The sequence below is a fragment of the Mariniluteicoccus flavus genome (genome assembly GCF_054776655.1).
The window spans coordinates 38824-58498 of sequence record NZ_BAAHBN010000005.1; the positions used below are offsets into that span (position 1 = coordinate 38824).

Annotated in this window: 21 protein-coding genes; 14 read left to right on the forward strand and 7 right to left on the reverse strand. The window is 70.0% G+C overall.

Annotation, left to right across the window (positions count from 1 at the left end; translation table 11 throughout):
- Positions 1-450: 450 nt before the first annotated feature.
- From ACYVAG_RS09810 to ACYVAG_RS09820, 3 genes are all read left to right on the forward strand, one after another.
- On the forward strand, positions 451-1527 hold the full coding sequence (locus tag ACYVAG_RS09810) for a DUF222 domain-containing protein (RefSeq protein WP_460769260.1): 1077 nt from the start codon (positions 451-453) through the stop codon (positions 1525-1527).
- Positions 1528-1553: 26 nt separating this feature from the next.
- Positions 1554-2057 carry a hypothetical protein gene (locus ACYVAG_RS09815; RefSeq protein ID WP_460769261.1) on the forward strand — a complete coding sequence of 168 codons (504 nt, stop codon included), beginning with the start codon at positions 1554-1556 and terminating at the stop codon, positions 2055-2057.
- A gap of 404 nt (positions 2058-2461) precedes the next feature.
- Positions 2462-3463, forward strand: coding sequence for a C45 family autoproteolytic acyltransferase/hydolase (locus ACYVAG_RS09820; protein ID WP_460769262.1), 1002 nt, complete (start codon positions 2462-2464; stop codon positions 3461-3463).
- Positions 3464-3475: 12 nt separating this feature from the next.
- On the opposite strand, the gene ACYVAG_RS09825 is transcribed toward ACYVAG_RS09820, so the two are convergent.
- A complete protein-coding gene (locus ACYVAG_RS09825) occupies positions 3476-3991 on the reverse strand; it encodes a DoxX family protein (RefSeq protein WP_460769263.1) in 516 nt (171 codons plus the stop codon).
- Between the two features lie 51 nt (positions 3992-4042).
- On the reverse strand, positions 4043-4759 hold the full coding sequence (locus ACYVAG_RS09830; protein WP_460769264.1) for an SGNH/GDSL hydrolase family protein: 717 nt from the start codon (positions 4757-4759) through the stop codon (positions 4043-4045).
- Between the two features lie 49 nt (positions 4760-4808).
- On the opposite strand from ACYVAG_RS09830, the gene ACYVAG_RS09835 reads away from it, so the two are divergent.
- Positions 4809-5297, forward strand: coding sequence for a glutathione peroxidase (locus ACYVAG_RS09835; protein WP_460769265.1), 489 nt, complete (start codon positions 4809-4811; stop codon positions 5295-5297).
- A gap of 51 nt (positions 5298-5348) precedes the next feature.
- Complete coding sequence (locus ACYVAG_RS09840; RefSeq protein ID WP_460769266.1) at positions 5349-6392, forward strand: NAD(P)-dependent alcohol dehydrogenase; 1044 nt, start codon at positions 5349-5351, stop codon at positions 6390-6392.
- Positions 6393-6675: 283 nt separating this feature from the next.
- On the opposite strand, the gene ACYVAG_RS09845 is transcribed toward ACYVAG_RS09840, so the two are convergent.
- Positions 6676-6999: a hypothetical protein gene (locus tag ACYVAG_RS09845; protein WP_460769267.1), complete on the reverse strand. Its 324-nt coding sequence runs from the start codon at positions 6997-6999 to the stop codon at positions 6676-6678.
- Between the two features lie 158 nt (positions 7000-7157).
- Between ACYVAG_RS09845 and ACYVAG_RS09850 the strand changes: the two genes are divergently transcribed.
- A complete protein-coding gene (locus ACYVAG_RS09850) occupies positions 7158-7280 on the forward strand; it encodes a hypothetical protein (protein WP_460769268.1) in 123 nt (40 codons plus the stop codon).
- A gap of 30 nt (positions 7281-7310) precedes the next feature.
- Here the strand turns inward: ACYVAG_RS09850 and ACYVAG_RS09855 are convergent, their stop codons facing one another.
- A complete protein-coding gene (locus ACYVAG_RS09855; RefSeq protein ID WP_460769269.1) occupies positions 7311-8525 on the reverse strand; it encodes an MFS transporter in 1215 nt (404 codons plus the stop codon).
- 85 nt (positions 8526-8610) lie between these two features.
- Between ACYVAG_RS09855 and ACYVAG_RS09860 the strand changes: the two genes are divergently transcribed.
- From ACYVAG_RS09860 to ACYVAG_RS09885, 6 genes are all read left to right on the forward strand, one after another.
- Positions 8611-9156, forward strand: a complete 546-nt coding sequence (locus ACYVAG_RS09860; RefSeq protein ID WP_460769270.1) for a methylated-DNA--[protein]-cysteine S-methyltransferase — start codon at positions 8611-8613, stop codon at positions 9154-9156.
- Positions 9157-9160: 4 nt separating this feature from the next.
- Entirely contained in the window at positions 9161-9622 is a 462-nt protein-coding gene (locus ACYVAG_RS09865) for an RNA polymerase sigma factor (RefSeq protein WP_460769271.1), read from the forward strand.
- Between the two features lie 65 nt (positions 9623-9687).
- Positions 9688-10314: a methylated-DNA--[protein]-cysteine S-methyltransferase gene (locus ACYVAG_RS09870; RefSeq protein WP_460769272.1), complete on the forward strand. Its 627-nt coding sequence runs from the start codon at positions 9688-9690 to the stop codon at positions 10312-10314.
- Positions 10315-10403: 89 nt separating this feature from the next.
- Complete coding sequence (locus ACYVAG_RS09875) at positions 10404-11939, forward strand: BCCT family transporter (protein ID WP_460769274.1); 1536 nt, start codon at positions 10404-10406, stop codon at positions 11937-11939.
- Positions 11940-12029: 90 nt separating this feature from the next.
- Positions 12030-13604, forward strand: a complete 1575-nt coding sequence (locus ACYVAG_RS09880; RefSeq protein ID WP_460769275.1) for an AbgT family transporter — start codon at positions 12030-12032, stop codon at positions 13602-13604.
- On the forward strand, positions 13604-14890 hold the full coding sequence (locus ACYVAG_RS09885; protein ID WP_460769276.1) for a M20 family metallopeptidase: 1287 nt from the start codon (positions 13604-13606) through the stop codon (positions 14888-14890). Before ACYVAG_RS09880 ends, ACYVAG_RS09885 begins: the two co-directional genes overlap by 1 nt.
- A 96-nt stretch (positions 14891-14986) precedes the next feature.
- On the opposite strand, the gene ACYVAG_RS09890 is transcribed toward ACYVAG_RS09885, so the two are convergent.
- The 3 genes from ACYVAG_RS09890 to ACYVAG_RS09900 all read right to left on the reverse strand — a co-directional run bounded on the left by ACYVAG_RS09890 (position 14987) and on the right by ACYVAG_RS09900 (position 16754).
- A complete protein-coding gene (locus tag ACYVAG_RS09890) occupies positions 14987-15757 on the reverse strand; it encodes an alpha/beta fold hydrolase (RefSeq protein ID WP_460769277.1) in 771 nt (256 codons plus the stop codon).
- A gap of 56 nt (positions 15758-15813) precedes the next feature.
- Entirely contained in the window at positions 15814-16200 is a 387-nt protein-coding gene (locus tag ACYVAG_RS09895) for a PPOX class F420-dependent oxidoreductase (protein WP_460769279.1), read from the reverse strand.
- Between the two features lie 71 nt (positions 16201-16271).
- The gene (locus ACYVAG_RS09900) at positions 16272-16754 is read right to left on the reverse strand and encodes a DoxX family protein (protein WP_460769281.1); all 483 of its coding nucleotides are present in this window, start codon (positions 16752-16754) and stop codon (positions 16272-16274) included.
- A gap of 239 nt (positions 16755-16993) precedes the next feature.
- Between ACYVAG_RS09900 and dnaK the strand changes: the two genes are divergently transcribed.
- Positions 16994-18892, forward strand: a complete 1899-nt coding sequence (dnaK, locus tag ACYVAG_RS09905) for a molecular chaperone DnaK (protein ID WP_460769282.1) — start codon at positions 16994-16996, stop codon at positions 18890-18892.
- A gap of 119 nt (positions 18893-19011) precedes the next feature.
- Positions 19012-19620, forward strand: a complete 609-nt coding sequence (gene grpE, locus ACYVAG_RS09910) for a nucleotide exchange factor GrpE (RefSeq protein WP_460769283.1) — start codon at positions 19012-19014, stop codon at positions 19618-19620.
- Positions 19621-19675: the final 55 nt, after the last annotated feature.

A 19675-nucleotide genomic window follows, 5' to 3' on the forward strand; every position in this document is an offset into this window, starting at 1 on the left:
CGAGGGACGAGTTGAAGCCACCCCCGGGCTCACGTTGGCTGAGCGAGGGACGAGTTGAAGCCACCCCCGGGCTCACGTTGGCTGAGCGAGGGACGAGTTGAAGCCACCCCCGGGCTCACGTTGGCTGAGCGAGGGACGAGTTGAAGCCACCCCCGGGCTCACGTTGGCTGAGCGAGGAACGAGTTGAAGCCACCCCCGGGCTCACGTTGGCTGAGCGAGGAACGAGTTGAAGCCACCCCCGGGCTCACGTTGGCTGAGCGAGGAACGAGTCGAAGCCACCCCCGGGCTCACGTTGGCTGAGCGAGGAACGAGTCGAAGCCACCTGCCCGCGATCGCCTTCTGCGAAAGGAAAAATAGTTCGAGATTCTTTTCGGAAGACCCCGTTCAGGACCCGAAATTGTCAGACCCCCTTCCTAGGCTGGAACCATCACCACACCCCAGGGGGAAGCCATGGACGATCTCATCGAACACCTTGTTGCGAAGGGAAAACCCGACCGCACCGCGGTCATCCTCGGCCTCAAGGACGCCGCCGACCGCCAACGCCAGGCCGAGATCGATCAAGTGGCCCTGGTCGCCGCCGCAGCGAAGGCGTACGGCTGGATCGACGCACCCCTTCACGACGACGATTCCGCGCCGTCGGTCCTCCATGGCGAACGACTGATGCTGCTCGGCGGGGACGGCACGCCACAGGTCGCCGAGTTCTGTTCGTTGGAGGTGGGTCCGGCGTTGGGCATCTCGCCGGACGCCGCGGCCCAGCTCATCGCCGATGTCCTCGACCTTCGTCATCGTCATCCGAAGTTGTGGGCGTTGGTGATCGGCGGCTACGTTCGCGTGTTCGCTGCCCGCAAGGTCGCCCAACTCACCCGCACCCGCGAACTCACCCACAAGATGGCCGGTGAAGTCGATCGGAAACTCGCGCCGTTCGCCCCGCAATACACCGTCACCCGGCTGCTCAACCGGGCCGAATTGCTCTGTGATGTGGTCGACCCCGACGGTGCCGAAGCACGCAGGAAGGCTGCACTGGAGCGGCGCTTCGTCACCGTTCGGCCAGGGGAGGCCGGGACCGCACTGGTCACAGGACAGGTCGATGGTCCCGCCGGGCTCCGCCTCGACAAGACCATCACCCAACTCGCCGGCATCCTCCGCGACGCCGGACGTCGCGACTCGTCCGACGAGAACGGCACCGTCGTCGATGGTGCGGATGTCGATGGTGCAGATGTCGATGGTGCTCGTGTCGATAGTCCTCGTGTCGATCCCTTGGACCAGGAGTTCGCCGTGCTCCGCGCCCAGGCGCTCGAGCTCCTGTCCGACCCAGCCCGCGCCGGACGCGTCCTCGGCTCCGGAACCCTCGACTTCGACGACGCCGAAGGGCATGCCGGCACCCTGCCCGCACGCAAGGATCTCCTCGAACTCGTGATCCACGTCCGCCCGGACCAGGTCGACCGCGGCGCCGGAGGTGAGGTCGTCGGTTTGGGCTCTGTCGCCCGCTCCCAACTCGATGCGCTGCTCGGAACGCCGGCAAGGTGACCGTGCGGCCGGTTCTGGATCTAGAGGTGCCGCACGTGACGGTCGGCTATGAGCCGACCGAGGCGCAGCGGCGGGAGGTGTTGCTGCGGGAGGAATACGAGGCATTCCCGTTCTCCACGAGGCGTTCCGCGGGGAAGTGGATCGATCTCGATCACATCGTGGAGTTCCCCCTCGGTGCGACGTGCACGACGAATCTGACGCCGTTGTCGAAGCGGGTCCACCGGGCCAAGACCTTCGGCGGGTTCACCTCCGCTGCCGTCCGCCCGGGCGTGAAGCACTGGAGGACCCCGACCGGGCAGGAGTTCTGGACCACACCCCACGGCACGTTCACCCGCAATCCCGACACCGACCTGGTCATCGACCCGACCGGGACGAAGCGAAGGATCCGCCAAGCCACCCGACGAGCAGCCGAAGTCGCCGAGAAGCACGCCAAACAACAGATCAAGGAAGAAGCACGAGCCGCTGCGGCACGCGTGTTCGCCCAGCTGAACCCCGCCCTCATCCCCCTCGTCGAGGAGATCGCGGCCTGACCCACCCGCACGACCGCGGCCCGCATCCCTGCTGACCGACCCGCCAGGAGAACCTGCCCGGCGGGCGCGAAGCATGTCCACAGTGAACCCATCCGCTCCTCGACTCGGCCGCAGACGGCCTCGCTCGGAGAACGTGGACCATTCCGCAGACCGTCAGCACTCCTCGTCTCGCTGGCACTCGCTGGGAGAACGTGGGCTTCGACTCCTTCGTCGCTCAGCCAGCGAACAGCGGTGGGGGTGTGGGCCGGGCGACCGCGAGTTCGGTGAAGCGGCGTAAAGACGCCGCGAACCCAACGCGACCCACGAACCCACGACCCGGCGTCCCAGCCGCAAGACGAAGCTCGCGGAGCCCGGCCCGGCCCGCGCACCAACCGCGCACCAAACCTCGCAGCTAAGGTCGCCCCATGCTCCACCACCGCACCCTCGCCCACCTCGACTGGTTCGTCGTGTCTGGTGATGCCGAGACCGCGTACGCCGAGCTCGGCCGCGCCTGCGCCCCGCGGATTCGCGCCGTCGTGGAGAGCGCCGCCGTGATGGCCCCCCTCCGCCAGCGCGCCGAGTGGTCCCCCCACCTGCCCCACGTCCTCGAAGCCTCCCGAAACACCCCCGCCCACGCCGAACTCGTCGCCCTCGCTGCCGGCGCCGGCATCCCCACCGCCGACCTCGAACTCCTCAACCTCCGCGGCGACCTCGGCACCGACGGCCTCGGCTGCACCGACGTCGCCCTGTGCCGACCCGACGGCCTCGTCGTCGCCCACAACGAGGACGGCCCGGCCGATTTCGACTGCGTGGCGGTGACCCTGGACATCGATGGTCGCGCGCCGATCTGGGCCTTCTGGACTCCCGGCATGATCCCGGCCAACTCCTTCGTGATCACCGGGCACGGCCTGGCCCACGGCTGCGACGCCATCACCGTGACCACCCCGGCCGCCGCCCCCGGGCGCCACTTCGTCGCCCGCGGCCTCGCCGATGCCACCACGCTCGACGACGCTCGCGCCCACCTGCGCAGCACCCCCTCAGCCGGCGGCTTCCACTACGCACTCACCGATTGGCGCAGGGGCGCGTACGCCGGGGTCGAGGCCGCGGCCGGGCAGTTCGCCGAACTCGCCGACGACCCAGTCGCCTGGCACACCAACCACCTGCGTGCCATCGACGGACTCGACGCGCCGGCCGAGAACAGCCTTGTACGCGGGCGCACCGCCGCGACCTGGGAACTCCCCGACGGCGACCCCGTCGCCTGGTGCCTCGACCAGCTCGGCCGGCGTCCCATGCCCGAAGGCGTGTATCGCGGCCCAGAGACGCTGGGCACGATGGTCCTCGACTGCCGCGCCGAACCGGCCCTGACCCTCCAGGCCGGCGGACAGCCGCCGGAGACGATCCGCGTCGAGGACCTCCTCAACCCCTGAGGCTCCGACCGATCACGCCGGGTCGAAGTCGTTCACGCCCGCCCGCGTCGAGCCCGTCGGGCGCGGCTTGGCGGCGTCGACATAGCGGTGGTCGTCGTCCTCGTCGTCGTCCTTGCTCCGCTTGAACAGGTGGTCCATCGCGGCCCGTCCGCCACCGAAGACCGCCAGCAGCAGCGCCAGCCCGGCCTGCACCGCCTGATATTCGAAGCCCCCGTTGTCGAGGAACGGTCCCTTGAAGTAGCGGGTCCACAGGATGATCATCACCTGCTGCACGACGACGGCGAGCGCCACCAGGGGCGTCAGGAGGCCGAAGATGAGGAAGAGGCCCCCGATGATCTCCAGCAGCGTCCCGCCCCAGGCCAGCACGGCGGGGCTCGGCGTCTGGAACTGCGCCAGATAGTCGATCTGGCGCTGCATGCCGCCGTCGCCCGTCCAGCGGCGCCAGCCGCGCACGATCAGGAGGGCGCCGAAGCCCACGCGAACGATGAGCAGCGCGATGTCGCGCAGCACGCGGATGAGTCCTGCCATGGTTCCTCCTCGGTCGCGGGAGCCGGCCAACCGGTCCGGGCTGCGCCCACCCTAGCGGCCGGAGGCGCCCTCGTCGGGGAGCACGTCCGCGACAGCCTGCGCCCACTGCTCATACCCCAGCGACGACGGATGGAAGCCGTCGCTCGCGAAGAATTCCGGCCCCTCCTGCACGAGTTCCGCCGTGTTCAGCCACGTCACGCCCGCGCGGCCCGCGCAGACCTCCCGCGCCGCCGCGTCCAGCAGCTCAGCCCGCCCAGCCAGATAGCGGGCCAGCGTACGCGGCAGCGCCGGGAACGCCGTGAACGGCGGGATCCCTGCGACCGCCACGCGATCGGCCCGCGACGCGAGCGCGCCGAGGATCGCAGAGAGGTCCTCGGTCCAGTCCTCCACCGGGCGCCGCGTGAGCACGTCGTTGACCCCGATCAACAACACTGCGACGTCCACCTCGCGATCCACGCGGTCGAGCAGGCGGTGGCGTACGCGCCGGGTCGTCGCGCCGTGCTGGCCCGCGACCTGCCACTCCACCGACCGCGACTCGCGCCGAGCCAGCTCGCGCGCAAAAGCCCCCGCGAACCCGTCGTCGTGCGTCGCTGCACCGCAGCCGGCGGCCGTCGACTCGCCGATGACGGCGACGCGCAGCGCCCCGGTCCCGGAAGCGCCCCCGGAAACCACCCCGCGCGTCGGCCCCGCCGCCTCGGGCAACATCTCCACCGACCGGCGGACGCGTACGCCCTGGGCCGCGGCGACCAGCGTGAGCAAGGGATTCATGGGGGAACGCTAGCGGGGAGCCGATTGAGCCCGGTGGCAGGATTGGAGCATGACGACGTTCCACGACTTCAACGCGATCACCCTCACCGGCACTGACAAAGCTCTGGCGGACTACTCGGGCCAGGTCGCCCTCGTGGTCAACACCGCGAGCAAGTGCGGGCTCACACCCCAGTTCGAGGGCCTCGAGGAGTTGCACCAGCGCTTCGGCGACCGCGGGCTGGTGGTGCTCGGGTTCCCCTGTGACCAGTTCGCCAACCAGGAGCCCGGCACCGACGCCGAGATCGGCGAGTTCTGCTCGATGAACTACGGGGTGACCTTCCCGATGTTCTCGAAGATCGACGTCAACGGCCCCGAGGCCCATCCGGTCTTCCGCTGGCTCAAGGAGCAGAAGAAGGGCGTGCTCGCGGGCACGATCAAGTGGAATTTCACCAAGTTCCTCATCGGCCGCGACGGTCAGGTGATCAAGCGCTATGCGCCGACCACCCAGCCCGAGGCCATCGCCGCCGACATCGAGAAGGCGCTGGGACAGTCAGCCTGAGCCCGACCCGGCTCGCTAGCGTGGACTCCGACCAACACCGAGGAGACCACCATGACCACCACCGTCAAGGCCTGGGCCGCGCCCGCGGCCGCCGCCGCGCTCGAGCCCACCACGATCGAGCGCCGTGACCTGCGGCCCGACGACATCCGCATCGACATCGCGTACGCCGGGATCTGCCACTCCGACATCCACACCGTGCGCGGTGAGTGGGGCGAGCAGCGCTATCCGATTGTTCCCGGCCACGAGATCGCCGGCGTCGTGGCCGAGGTCGGCTCGGGCGTGACCAAGTTCGCCGTCGGCGACCACGTCGGTGTCGGCTGCATGGTCGACTCGTGCGGCGAATGCCGAGCGTGCAAGGCCGGCGACGAGCAGTACTGCACCGGCGGCGTCGTCGGGACGTACGCCTCCCACTATCCCGACGGCGAGGTGGCCCAGGGCGGCTATTCTCAGCAGGTTGTGGTGACCGAGCGGTTCGCCCTGCGAATCCCCGACTCGATTCCGCTCGACAGGGCCGCCCCGCTGCTCTGCGCCGGCATCACGACCTTCTCGCCGCTCGACCACTGGGGCGTCGGCCCCGGCTCCCGCGTCGCCGTCGTCGGCATGGGCGGCCTCGGCCACATGGGCGTCCAGATCGCCGCCGCGCTGGGCGCCGAGGTGACGGTCCTGTCGCAGACCGACTCGAAGAAGGCCGACTCGCTGCGCTTCGGGGCGAAGGACCACCGGGCCACGGCCGACGGCACGGTGTTCAAGGACCTGGCCGAGTCGTTCGACCTGATCCTGAACACGGTCTCGGCGAAGATCCCGCTCAACGGCTACCTCGGCATGCTCGACCTCAACGGCGTCATGGTGAACGTCGGCCTCCCGACCGACAAGCTCGAGTTCTCGGTCGGCCTGCTCACCGGCCGCCGCCGCTCGATCGCGGGCTCCAACATCGGCGGCATCGCCCAGACCCAGAAGATGCTCGACTTCTGCGCCGAGCACGACATCGCGGCCGAGATCGAGGTGATCGGCGCCGACCAGATCAACGAGGCCTACGACCGCGTCGTGAACTCCGACGTGCGCTATCGCTTCGTGATCGACACGGCGACGCTCTGAGTGCGACACATCGCTCATCAGTGACGAACTCGAGCGCGTGGAGGCCTCGAGATCGTCACTGATGAGCGAAAAGTCGCACCCACTACGTTCCCTGAGCGAGCGCACCCACTACGTTCCCTGAGCGAGCGCCAGCGAGTCGAAGGGATCACACCCCCTACGTTCCCTGAGCGAGCGCCAGCGAGTCGAAGGGATCACACCCCCTACGTTCCCTGAGCGAGCGCCAGCGAGTCGAAGGGATCACACCCCCTACGTTCCCTGAGCGAGCGCCAGCGAGTCGAAGGGATCACACCTCCGCGTACGTCTCCTCCGCGACAGCCTTGATCGCCGCCGCCGTCACCGTCGTCAGGCCGCTCAGGTCGTCGTCGCCCGCCAGTCGCAGCGTCAGTTCGCTGTGCCCGTTCCCCGCCGGCAGCACGTCCAGCGAGCCGGGGTGGTGGGCCGACGAGCCCCACGACAGCGTGGTCTCGGGCTCCTCGACGCGCAGCCACAGAGCGTCGGGGCTCCCCGCGTGGGGCAGGTGGGCGGACAGGAAGGCCTCGTCGTTGAGGATCCGGAACAGCGCCGACGGCGGCAGGTCGACGGTCGTGGAGCATTCGTGGATGTTCATGCGGGGCCTCGCTGGGGGATCGTTCGGTCGTGCCCGTCCCGCGGACGGAAGCGTCCACGATACGAGCCGGTGCCGTGCGCCGGTCAAGTCGCCACCCCGGCGTACGCTGGTGCGGCCGGCCCGACCAGTCGGCGGAACATCAGACCGAGGAGGACCCCATGTGCAAGCCCGTCGAGTGCCCCCAGTGCCACAAGACCACCTGGCAGGGCTGCGGCGAACACGTCGACCAGGTGAAGGCTCAGGTGCGCCCCGAAGACTGGTGCACCTGCCCGCGCGACTGACTCCGCACGCCCCGGGAAACCCCCCGGAGGTCACTCCAGCTTCGGCACCCGCCTCAGCCACAGCGCCAGCCCGAGCGCGACCAGCCACAGCGCCGCGACCATGATCACGACGCCCGGCCAGCCGCCACCGGTCCAAGCGAAGCCGACCAGGGCCCCGAAGACGGAAGACCCGAAGTAGTAGGCGAAGAGATACAGCGAGGCCGCCTGCCCCGTGCCGCCCCCACCGAGGGCGGCGCGGGCGGCGACCCAGCCCGACGCCACACCGTGGGCCGCGAAGAAGCCGGCCGTGAACACGGTCAGGCCCACCACCACGAGCCACAGCGGCGTCGCCAGCGTCATCGCCAGCCCCACCAGCCCGACGACGATCGCCACCGGCACCACGGCCCGGTGGCCGTGCCGGTCGGCCTGCGACCCCGCGTACGAGCTCGAGAACGAGCCGATCGCGTACGACAGGAACACCAGCGACGCGAGTCCCAGCGGCAGCGCGTACGGGGGCGCGGCGAGCCGGAAGCCCATCGCGTTGTACGCAGCCACGAACCCGCCCATCAGCGTGCATGAGATGCCATAGAGGGCGAGCAGCGCCGGGTCGGTGAGTACGCGCCGCGCCGTGGCCCAGACCTCCGACGCCCTCGCCGGAACCGCAACGAAGTTCCGTGACCGCGGGAGCAGCACGAACACCATCACGGCGCACGCCAGCCCCAGCAGCCCGATCGACCCGACCGCCCAGCGCCAGCCGAAATGGTCGCCGACGAAGCCCGACAGCAGGCGACCGCTCATGCCGCCGATGGCTGTCCCGCCGATGTAGAGCCCCGTCGCCCGCGCCGACGCGGTCGGATGCACCTCCTCGCGGAGGTACGCCGTCGCGACCGCCGGCAGCCCCGCCAGCAGCAGCCCTTCGGCCCCACGCAGCACCAGCAGCATCGGCCACGACGGCGCCACCGCGCACGCCAGCCCGGCCAGCGACGAGGCGAACAGCGACCCGATCATGAGCGGCGTACGCCCCCACATCTCGGTCCCCGGCCCCGCGACCAGCAGCGCGATGCCGAGCCCGAACGTCGTCGCCGACACACTCAGCGTCGTCGTCGCGGCATCGACCCCGAACGCGGTGCCGAGCTCCGGCAGCAGTGGCTGCGTCGCATACAGCAGCGCGAACGTCGCCAGCCCCGCGAGGAACAGGGCGACCACGATCCGCAGGTACGCCGCCTCGCCCGGCCGGTGGCCGGGGAACGGGGGCGCGGAAGTCACGCCTCAGGACTATCACGCGGGGACCCGCCCTAGGATCGACCTCACGAACCGGACGGCCGGCACGTCTGCGGGGTGAGGAGGAACCGTGACCGAACACCTGCGGTACGCCGTCGTCGAGACCACGATCGGCGCGCTCGACGTCGTCGTCGACCAGGGGAGCGAGGGCCACGACGTCGTCGTCGGCATCTATTTCCCGGGCCACTGGACCCGTCCCGACCGCGCCCTCTGGGGCCGCCGCGTCGAGCCCGAAGAGCCCATCTTCGCCCAGACCCGCACCGAGCTCGAGGAACTCTTCGCCGGCGAACGCACAGCCTTCACCGTCCCCATCGAGCTCCGCGGCACCCCGTTCCAACGCGCCGTCTGGGACGTCCTGCTGACGATCCCGCCCGGCCGGACCGTCACCTACGGCGACGTCGCCGCCCGCGTCGGCTCCCGCAACGCCCAACTCGTCGGCCAGGCCGTCGGCCACAACCCGATCTCGATCATCGTCCCGTGCCACCGCGTGGTCGGGTCTCAGGGAACCCTGACGGGGTACGCGGGCGGCGTCGACCGCAAGGCCTGGCTCCTCGAGGTCGAGGGTGCGCTGCCGGTCACGCTGTTCGCCGAGGTGCCGACGTTCGGGCAGCGCTGAGGCCGTGCGCGCCCCGTTCGACGCCGCCGTCACCGACCACGGGCCGACCGTGCTGCGGGTCTGTCGCGCGCTGCTCCGCCCGGCCGACGCCGAGGACGCCTGGGCCGACACGTTCCTCAAGGCCCTGCGCGCCTGGCCCGACCTCGCCGACGACGCCAACGTCGAGGCCTGGCTCGTCACCATCGCCCGGCGCACCTGCCTCGACCAGGTGCGCCGGCGTACGCCCGTCTCCGTCGCCGACCTCCCCGAGCGCCCCGCGCGCACCGGCAACCCGTCCCCGCCCGAGCCGGTCTGGGACGCGGTCGCCGCGCTGCCGCCGAAACAGCGCGACGTGGTCGTCCTGCGGTACGCGGCCGACCTCGCGTACGCCGACATCGCCGCCGTCCTCGGCGGCACCCCCGAGGCCGCGCGCCGCGCCGGCGCCGACGGCATCCGCGCACTCCGCGCCAGGAAGGACCAGCTGTGAACACCGATCCCGAAGACGCTCTCCGAGTGAGGCCGCCCGCGGACTCCCTGGACAACGCTCTCCGAGTGAGGCCGCCCGCGGACTCCCTGGACAACGCTCTCCGAGCGAGGCCGTCCGCGGCCGAGTCGAGGAGCGCCCTCGCCCGCCTCCGCGCCCGTCTCGCCGCGGCCGCCGACACCTCCGGTGACCTCGACGTCGCCTGGCGCCCGCTCGACTCACCCCTCGGCCCGCTCGTGATCGCCGCCACCCCCCGCGGCGTGGTCCGCGTCGCGTTCGAGTCCGAGGGCGTCGACCCGGTCCTCGCCGAGCTCGCCGCCGCCGTCTCCCCGAAGGTCCTCCAGGACCACCGGCGGCTCGACCCCGCCGCCCGCGCCCTCGACGCCTATTTCGCCGGCCGCCCCGTTCCCGACGACCTCGACCTCGACCTCGCCCTCGCCCGCGGATTCCGCCGCACCGTCCTCGACCGCCTGCGTACCATCCCGTTCGGCTCCAACCGCACCTACGCCGCGGTCGCCGCCGAGACCGACAGCCCCCGCGCCGTACGCGCGGTCGGCACCGCCTGCGCCCGCAACCCCGTCCCGCTCGTCGTCCCGTGCCACCGCGTCGTCCGGTCCGACGGCGCGTACGGCGCCTATCGCGGGGGCGCCGAGGCCAAGGCCTACCTCCTCGACCTGGAGCGCGCCCACAGCTGAACCCCCGAACCCCAAGAACGCGATGTCCCCAGAAGACAGCCCCACCTCGGCTACTGTGAGCCACCGTCCCGACCCGAGGTAGGAACCCCATGGCCTCCAGCGCCACCGAACCACCCGCGACCGCAGCGCCGCGCCAGCCCGTCGTGCTCAAGAAGTCCGTGATCGGCACCGCGGCCGGCCTCATCGCGGTCGTCGCGCTCTGGGCCCTGATCTCGCCGACCAGCGCCTCGACGGCCCTCGGCGCCGCGGTGGGCTTCCTCGCGACCTACGTGGGCTGGTTCTACATGCTCCTGGCCGCGGTCGTCCTGGTCTTCGTGATCTATCTCGGCATCCGCTTCCGCAAGGTCCGCCTCGGCCCCGCCGACTCGCGCCCCGAGTTCAACACCTTCACCTGGGCGGCCATGCTGTTCGCCGCCGGCCTCGGCACCGACCTGCTGTTCTTCTCGGTCGCCGAACCGGTGTCCCACCTCCTCGAACCCCCCGCCGGTACGCCGGGCTCCCCGGAGGCCGCGGCCCAGGCGCCGGTCTGGACGATCTTCCACTACGGCATCACCGGCTGGGGCATGTATGCCCTGATGGGCCTCGCCCTCGGCTTCTTCGCCCACCGCCGCGGCATGCCCCTGGCCGTACGCTCGGCCCTGCGCCCCGTGCTCGGCAATCGCGTGGACGGCTTCCTGGGCGACCTCGTCGACGCCGCCGCGGTCGTCGGCGGCGTCTTCGGCATCGCCACCTCGCTCGGCATCGGCGTCGTCCAGCTCAACGTCGGCCTCCAGCTCCTGTTCGGCATCGAGCAGGGCATCCCCGCCCAGCTCGGCCTGATCGCCCTCGCCGTCATCACGTCGACGATCTCGGCCATCTCGGGCGTCGCGCGCGGCGTGAAGCTGATGTCCCAGCTCAACGTCGGCCTGGCGCTCGTCCTCGCCGCCTGGGTCCTGTTCACCGGCAACACCGCCCACCTGGCCGCCGCCGTCGCCAAGGACGCGGGCGAGTTCGTCGCCCTCTTCCCGTCGATGACGTGGAACACGCTCGTCGGCACCTACCCGGCCGAGTGGGTCCAGGCCTGGACCCTGTTCTTCTGGGCCTGGTGGATCGCCTGGGCCGCCTTCGTCGGCCTCTTCCTCGCCCGCATCTCCCGCGGCCGCACCATCGGCTCGTTCGTCCTCGGCACCCTGCTCATCCCGTTCAGCTATGTCCTGGTCTGGATCTCCCTGTTCGGCAACCGCGCCATCGACGAGGTACGCCGCAACCCGGCGTTCGGCGAGAAGACGGTCGCCGCGCCGGAGCAGGGGTTCTATTCCCTGCTGCAGGCGAGCCCGGGCGCCACGGTCCTCATCGCGATCGCGACGCTGGTCGGCCTTCTGCTCTATGTCACGTCGGCCGACTCGGGCGCCATCGTCATGGCCAACCTGTCGGCCGAGGCGCCGGAGGACCGCACCGACGCGCCCTGGTGGCTCCGGACCATCTGGTCGGTCGGCATGGGCGTCCTCACCATCGCCATGCTCCTCGTCGGCGGCATCACCGCGCTCCAGAACGCGACCATCGTGATGGCGCTGCCGTTCGCCATCGTCATGGTGCTGGTCATGGTCGGCCTCGGCGGCGCCCTGCGGAAGGCCGACCAGGACTGATCCCCGGGTCGAGATCGCGGTTCCGGACAGGCCCGTACGCCGGGGCCCGCCTCCCTTAGGGTGGGCGGACCCCGAGCCGAAGGATCCCCCATGTCCCACACGCCCGAGACCGAGTCCCGGTCTGCGAAGGCCACGACCGTCGACCAGCCGAGCGGCGCGATGGCCTTTGCCCTGAAGAGCTTCGACGTCATCGAGCGGGTGGGCAACAAGTTGCCCCACCCGTTCTGGCTGTTCGCGATCCTGGCGATCATCACGATCATCCTGAGCGCGATCCTCGACGCGAGCGGGCTGAAGGTCCACCACCCGGCCACCGGAAAGGTGCTGGAGGTCAAAAGCCTGCTCAGCGCCGCCGGCATCAAGGCGATGCTCGGCGACGCGGTCACGAACTATGCGAACTTCCCGCCGCTCGCGACGATCCTGACGACGATGCTCGGCATCGCCGTCGCCCAGAAGTCCGGCCTGATCGACACCGTGCTCCGGAACACGGTCACGCGGGTTCCCGGGAAATACGTCACCTTCGCCCTGGCCATGACCGCCATGGTCGGCCACGTGGCGGGCGACGCGGCGTACGTCGCCCTCATCCCGCTCGGCGCCATGGTCTTCAAGGCGGCCGGAAAGTCGCCGATCCTCGGCGCGATCGTGGCGTTCGTCTCGATCTCCGCCGGCTATGACGCCTCGCCGTCGATCACGACGACCGACGTGCTGCTGTCCGGCATCACCACGGCCGCGGCCCACACCATCGACAAGAGCGTGCTGGTCACGCCGCTGTCGAACTATTGGTTCGGGCTCGCCTCGTCGGTGGTCATCGCGCTGACGATCACCGTCGTCGTCGAGACCCTGCTGTCGAAGCGTCCCGACCTCGAGGTCGACGCCGACCACGAGGTCGAGGAGGTCACCCGCGAGTCGCTCCAGGTCACGCCCCTGCAGCGCAAGGGCCTGCGCTGGGCCACGATCACCGGCCTCCTGTTCATCGCCGCCGTCGTGGCCGTGATGGTCCCGACGACGTCGGCGTTCCGCGGCAAGGGCGGCGACATCCCGAGCTCGCCGGTCTTCACCGGCATGGCCTTCGTGCTCGGCATCTTCTTCACCCTGCTCGGCGTCGTCTACGGCTTCGTCGCCAAGGAGTTCGACAGTGCCGAGGACGTCGTGAAGGCGATGGGGGAGGGCATCGCCCAGATGGCCCCGATCCTCGTGCTCTTCTTCGCGATCAGCCAGTTCCTGGCCTACTTCAAGTGGACCGGCATCGGCGAGATCATCGCCGTCTCGGGGGCGCGTACGCTCGACAACGCCAACATGCCGGCCTGGCTGATCCTGCTCCTGGTCGCCGTGATCATCTCCGTGATGAACTTCATCATCACGTCGGGCTCGGCCATGTGGTCGTTGGCGGCGCCGATCTTCGTGCCGATGCTGATGTTGCTCGACATCCCGCCCGCCACCACCCAGGCCATGTATCGCATCGCCGACTCCGTCACCAACTGCGTCACCCCCATGAGCCCGTATTTCGTGATGGCGCTGGGATTCATGCAGCAATACCGCAAGTCGGCCGGCATCGGCACCCTCGCCTCGTTCACGATCCCGATCGCGGGCGTGGTCTGGGTGGTCTGGGTGGCGTTCTTCATGGTCTGGCTCCTCGCCGGCATCCCCTTCGGCATCGGGAACGCATGATGAGCGAGCCCACCCCCTCACGTCGGCTGAGCGAGCGCCAGCGAGTCGAAGCAACCCCCTCACGCTGGCTGAGCGAGCCCGCCTCCTCACGTTGGCTGAGCGAGCGCCAGCGAGTCGAAGCCCTCGCCTCACGTTGGCTGAGCGAGCGCCAGCGAGTCGAAGCCCTCGCCCACCACCACACCCCCGCATTCCTCGCCGACGTCGAGGCCCTGTGCCGCGTCGAGTCGAACTCCTACGACCTGCCCGCCCTGCGGGAGTGCCGTGACCACGTCTCCACCCTCGTACGCCGGCTCTGCGGCGAGCCCACTTCGGCCGAGACCGTCGACGGTAATGATCATGGAGACTCGCTCGTCCTCACGTACGCCGGCACCCGCCCCGGTCGCGTCGTGATCATCGGCCACTACGACACGGTCTGGCCGACGGGCACGCTCGCGAACTGGGCCGGCACCACGGAGGACGGGAAGCTCAGCCTCCCCGGTGTCTTCGACATGAAGTTCGGCCTGGTCCAGGGCCTGTACGCCCTCAGGCTGCTCATCGAATCCGACCTTGATCGCCCCGACGTCGTGTTCATGATCAACGGCGACGAGGAGATCGGTTCACCCGCCTCGCGCCCGGTGATCGAGCGGGTCTGTGCCGACGCCGACGCCACCCTGGTCCTCGAGGCGAGCGCCCCGGGCGGCGCGATCAAGACCGGCCGCAAGGGCGTCGGCCTGCTCGCCATCGAGGCGACCGGCGTCGAGGCCCACGCCGGGCTCGAGCCCGAGAAGGGGGCCTCGGCGGTCCACGCGCTGGCCGAGGCCATCACCCGCATCGTCGCGATCGCCGACCCCGCCGCCGGCACCACGGTCAACGTCGGCCTCGTCGAGGGCGGCAGCGGCACCAACGTCGTCGCCGGCCGCGCGACCGCGCGGGTCGACATCCGCGTACCCAACGCCGCCGAGCAGGCCCGCGTCGACGCCGCGCTGGCCGAGATCGCGCCCACCGACCCCCGCGTACGCCTGGCCCTAGCCTGCGAGTGGAACCGCCCGCCGATGGCGCTCGACGACACGAGCCGGCCGCTGTTGGAACTGGTGCAGTCGGTGGCCGAGGGCCTGGGTCGCCCGCTCGACCACACGTCGGTCGGCGGCGCGAGCGACGCGAACTTCGTCGCCGGGATCGGCCGACCGGTGGTCTGCGGCCTGGGCGCCGAAGGATCGGGCGCCCACGCGCGCCACGAGCACATCGAGACGGCCGCCGCCGCGTACCGCCTCGCCCTCGTCGCCGGCGTCATCGCCAGCGTGCCCTGACGCCGCCCCACCCCCGTATTAGCGACCCATAATCACACTCAGCACACCGTGCACGGCGTGCTGAGTGTGATTACCGGTCGCTAATACGCGCGGGGGTCAGTACGCCCGCTGCCCCTCCAGGAACCCCCGCAGCAGCCGGTTGAACTCCTCCGGCGCGGTCAGGTTGCTCGGGTGGAAAGCGCCCTTCACCAGTTCCAGCCGCCCGGCCGGCACCGCGCCCATCGTCCGCCGCATCATCGACACCATCCACGGCGCCGCGTCGCCCGCGAGCCCGAACACCGGCATCGTCAGCTTCCGCAGCTCGCCGGTCATGCGTACGCCGTTCTGCGCCCGCTGCTGCAGCGCCTGCTCCGGCAGCCGCCCGTTGCTCACGAACGACCCCATGACGTGCGCGGCCTCGGGCCACCGCGGCAGATACGGCGACATGACCGCCGATCGCACCACAGCCTTCGGCAGCCGATAGGTCGCCGGAGTCGCCAGCGCTGACAGGTTCATCAGCTTCTCCGCCGGCGTACGCCCGGTCGCGTCCGACCACGTGTCGACCAGCGTCAGCGACCGCACAATCCGCGGATGGTCGATCGCGAACCGCTGCGCCACCGCGCCGCCATAGATCGTGCCGACGACGTGGGCGCGCGAGACCTGCAGCCGGTCGAGCAGCATCACGAGGTCGTTGGCCTGCGTACGCACCACCTCGTCGACCGGCACGTCGAGCTCGGGCGACTCGCCGTTGCCGCGCAGCGTGACCGCGATCGCGCGGTGGTCGCGACCGAAGTGTTCGAGCTGGTGGGTGAACTGGCGCTCGGTCCCGCCGATGACCGGCAGGAACACGATCGACTCCCCGAAGCCGCGTTCGACGTGGTGGATCATGCCCTCAGTATTCCCTGCGCCCACGTTCTCCGAGCGAGCGCCAGGGAGACGAGGAGCTACTTCCGCTCGATCACCTTCGTCGGCGTCACCCGCACCACCACGCGCACCGTGCCCTCCGGCTCGGTCGCATAGTCCTGCCCCACATATTTGTGCGACAGGTCGTTGATCAAGGAACCCTCGTCGCGCTGCACCTCGGCCGTGCCGCGCACCTCCAGGTAGCGGAACGGGCTCTCCGGGTCCATGATCATCACGCTCACCCGCGGGTCGCGCGCCAGGTTCTTGGGCTTCTGCCGTCCCTCCACGGTCGAGAACAACAGCTGGTCGCCGTCGCGGCCCACCCACATCGTCGTCAGCTGGGGCGATCCATCGGGGTTGAGGGTGCCGAGCACCGCATAGTTGGGGGCGTCCAGAAGGGCCTTCGCGCCCTCGCTCAGAGTCGTCATGTGAGCCACAACACAGAACGCGCCCGCCGCATTCCTGCGGCGGGCGCGTACGCGCGTTCATCCGGGTGGCGTCAGACCGCCGACGCCCCCTGGCGCGCCTCGCGCGCCTCGGTGGTCGCCTCGGCCGGGCGCGTACGCCGGCCCAGCAGCCCGTCGACGCTGAAGCGACCGGCGCCGGCGCCGATCAGGGCAACGGCGGCCGCACCGATGACGGCGACGAGCTCCCAGCCGCCGTCCTTCACGAACACGCCCTTGCCGGCGTGGGCGAACAGGAACGCGCCGAGCATGTTGATCGCGACCAGCGCCGCGACGGCCGGCGTGAAGGCGCCCAGGATGAGCAGCGCGCCGCCGACGAGCTCGACCACGGCCGAGAAGACCGCCGAGACCTGGGGCGCCGGCACCCCCATCTTGCCGAAGCTCTGGGCGGTGCCGCCGAGGCCCCACTCGGCGAACTTCTGCCAGCCGTGGGCCATGAGCACGACGCCCAGCAGGACGCGGGAGACGAGCAGGGCCGCGTCGCGGAGGGCGGCGGGGGGATGGAGCAGGGTACGCACGGGTTTCTCCTTCGGGGTGCCGGGGGATTCCCGATGATTGATATTTCAACCATAACGGGAAGTCCGGGCGCCCTGTCAAGCCCGACCCTGAGCCGACCCTGAATTGAGCCCCCATCGCTCAACTTCACCTTGCGCGCCCTCGGCTCAAGGTGCATAGTTGAGTGCGTAAGGCTCAAGGTCACCCGCGAGCCCCGTGAACTCAAGACTCAAGCACCACCCAACCACTGGAGGAATCAACCATGGCTCGTGCAGTAGGTATCGACCTCGGCACCACCAACTCCGTCGTCGCCGTCCTCGAGGGCGGCGAGCCCACCGTCATCCCCAACGCCGAGGGCGCCCGCACCACGCCGTCGGTTGTCGCCTTCGCCAAGGGCGGCGAGGTCCTCGTCGGCGAGGTCGCCAAGCGCCAGGCCGTCACGAACGTCGACCGCACCATCCGCTCGGTCAAGCGCCACATGGGCACCGACTGGAACGTCGACATCGACGGGAAGAAATACACGCCGCAGGAGATCAGCGCCCGCGTGCTCATGAAGCTCAAGCGGGACGCGGAGGCCTACCTCGGCGAGCCCGTCACCAACGCCGTGATCACGGTCCCGGCCTACTTCTCCGACTCCGAGCGCCAGGCCACCAAGGAGGCCGGCGAGATCGCGGGCCTCACGGTCGACCGCATCGTCAACGAGCCCACCGCGGCCGCGCTGGCGTACGGTCTCGACAAGGGTGACGGCGAGCAGCTCGTCCTGGTCTTCGACCTCGGCGGCGGCACGTTCGACGTCTCGCTCATGGACATCGGCACCGAGAACGGCAAGTCGTTCTTCGAGGTCAAGGCCACCAACGGCGACAACAAGCTCGGTGGCGACGACTGGGACAACCGCATCGTCGAGTGGCTCGTCAGCCAGTTCAAGAACAAGAACGGCACCGACCTGTCGAAGGACAAGATCGCCAAGCAGCGCCTCGCCGAGGCCGCCGAGAAGGCGAAGATCGAGCTGTCGTCGGCGTCCGAGACGTCGATCAACCTGCCCTACATCACGCTGGGCGAGTCGGGTCCCCTCCACCTCGAGGAGAAGCTCACCCGCTCGGAGTTCCAGAAGATGACCTCCGACCTGCTCGACCGCTGCCGCGCGCCGTTCAACGCCGTGGTCAAGGACGCCAAGATCAGCGTCGGCGACATCAACCACGTCGTCCTCGTGGGTGGTTCCACCCGCATGCCGGCCGTGGCCGAGCTGGTGAAGGAACTCACGGGCGGCAAGGAGCCCCACAAGGGCGTCAACCCCGACGAGGTCGTGGCCCTGGGCGCCAGCCTGCAGGCCGGCGTGCTCAAGGGTGAGGTCAAGGACGTCCTGCTGCTCGACGTGACCCCGCTGTCGCTCGGCATCGAGACCAAGGGCGGCGTGATGACCAAGATCATCGAGCGCAACACGACGATCCCGACCAAGTCGTCCGAGGTGTTCACCACGGCCGAGGACAACCAGCCGTCGGTGATGATTCAGGTCTACCAGGGCGAGCGTGACTTCGCCCGCGACAACAAGTCGCTCGGCAACTTCGAGCTGACCGGCCTGATGCCCGCCCCGCGCGGCGTGCCCCAGGTCGAGGTGACCTTCGACATCGACGCCAACGGCATCGTCCACGTCCACGCCAAGGACCTCGCCACCGGCAAGGAGCAGTCGATGACCGTGACCGGCGGCTCGGCCCTCGGCAAGGACGACATCGACCGCATGGTCAAGGACGCCGAGGCACACGCCGAGGAGGACAAGAAGCGCCGCGAGTCGGTCGACACCAAGAACGAGGGCGACTCGCTCGCGTTCCGCACCGAGAAGCTGCTCCAGGAGAACGGCGACAAGATCGGCGAGGACGTCAAGACGCCCGTCGAGGAGTCGCTCAAGACCCTCAAGGAGAAGCTCGAGGGTGACGACACCGACGCCATCAAGGCCGCGATGGAGGACCTGAACACCAAGTCCGCCGCCATGGGCCAGGCCATGTACGCCGCGGCTGCCGCCGAGCAGCAGGGCGCGCAGGGCGGCGCCGAGTCCGACGCCCCGTCCGACTCGTCCGCGAAGACCTCGTCCGACGACGACATCGTCGACGCCGAGATCGTCGACGAGGACAAGAAGGACGAGAAGAAGGACGACGACAAGAAGTGACCACGCGTACGCCGGGCCGCCCACTCGCGGCGGCCCGGCGTACGGTTTCTGGGGGTACGCCCCGGCGTACCCCCATCCGAACCTCGCCCCTCGCACCGACTTGACTGGAGAAGATCACCGTGGCGCACGACGCTGACCGCCCCACCACCGAACCCGGCGCTCCCGAGGACATCGATCCCGCCGCCGCCTCGCCCGAGGCCGGCATGCCGCAGGACCCGATGAGCCCGGTCGAGAACGCCGACGCGCCCCAGGACGCCGCTCCCGAGGCCGCCGCCGAACCGCAGGACACCCCCGACGAGGCCGCGACCCTGCGTACGCAGCTCGAGGAGCGCACCAACGACCTCAAGCGCCTGCAGGCCGAATATGTGAACTACAAGCGCCGCGTCGACCGCGACCGCGACCTGTCGCGCCTGTCGGGCGTCGAGTCGGTCGTCGTCGACCTCGTGCCGCTGCTCGACAACCTGCGCACCGCGCGCCAGCACGAGGAGCTCTCCGGCGGCTTCAAGCTGCTGGCCGAGGAGCTCGAGCGGGTCGCGACCAAGCACAAGCTCGAGGCCTACGGCGAGAAGGACGACCCGTTCGATCCCCAGATTCACGACGCGCTGATGCAGGCGAACATGCCCGGCATCACCGAGCCGACGTGCATCGACGTCATGCAGGTGGGCTATCGCCTGGGCGGGCGCGTCATCCGGCCGGCCCGCGTGGCCGTGGCGCTGCCGGCCGAGTGATCGACACGCTGGCTGAGCGAGCGCCAGTCTCCATGTTGGCTGAGCGAGCGCCAGT

Bases quoted from the DNA above. Each gene is read 5' to 3' on its own strand.
- ACYVAG_RS09810 (WP_460769260.1), top strand. From the start codon at position 451: ATGGACGATCTCATCGAACACCTTGTTGCGAAGGGAAAACCCGACCGC.
- ACYVAG_RS09820 (WP_460769262.1), top strand. From the start codon at position 2,462: ATGCTCCACCACCGCACCCTCGCCCACCTCGACTGGTTCGTCGTGTCT.
- ACYVAG_RS09825 (WP_460769263.1), bottom strand. From the start codon at position 3,991: ATGGCAGGACTCATCCGCGTGCTGCGCGACATCGCGCTGCTCATCGTT.
- ACYVAG_RS09830 (WP_460769264.1), bottom strand. From the start codon at position 4,759: ATGAATCCCTTGCTCACGCTGGTCGCCGCGGCCCAGGGCGTACGCGTC.
- ACYVAG_RS09835 (WP_460769265.1), top strand. From the start codon at position 4,809: ATGACGACGTTCCACGACTTCAACGCGATCACCCTCACCGGCACTGAC.
- ACYVAG_RS09840 (WP_460769266.1), top strand. From the start codon at position 5,349: ATGACCACCACCGTCAAGGCCTGGGCCGCGCCCGCGGCCGCCGCCGCG.
- ACYVAG_RS09845 (WP_460769267.1), bottom strand. From the start codon at position 6,999: ATGAACATCCACGAATGCTCCACGACCGTCGACCTGCCGCCGTCGGCG.
- ACYVAG_RS09850 (WP_460769268.1), top strand. From the start codon at position 7,158: ATGTGCAAGCCCGTCGAGTGCCCCCAGTGCCACAAGACCACCTGGCAG.
- ACYVAG_RS09875 (WP_460769274.1), top strand. From the start codon at position 10,404: ATGGCCTCCAGCGCCACCGAACCACCCGCGACCGCAGCGCCGCGCCAG.
- ACYVAG_RS09880 (WP_460769275.1), top strand. From the start codon at position 12,030: ATGTCCCACACGCCCGAGACCGAGTCCCGGTCTGCGAAGGCCACGACC.
- ACYVAG_RS09885 (WP_460769276.1), top strand. From the start codon at position 13,604: ATGAGCGAGCCCACCCCCTCACGTCGGCTGAGCGAGCGCCAGCGAGTC.
- ACYVAG_RS09890 (WP_460769277.1), bottom strand. From the start codon at position 15,757: ATGATCCACCACGTCGAACGCGGCTTCGGGGAGTCGATCGTGTTCCTG.
- ACYVAG_RS09895 (WP_460769279.1), bottom strand. From the start codon at position 16,200: ATGACGACTCTGAGCGAGGGCGCGAAGGCCCTTCTGGACGCCCCCAAC.
- dnaK (WP_460769282.1), top strand. From the start codon at position 16,994: ATGGCTCGTGCAGTAGGTATCGACCTCGGCACCACCAACTCCGTCGTC.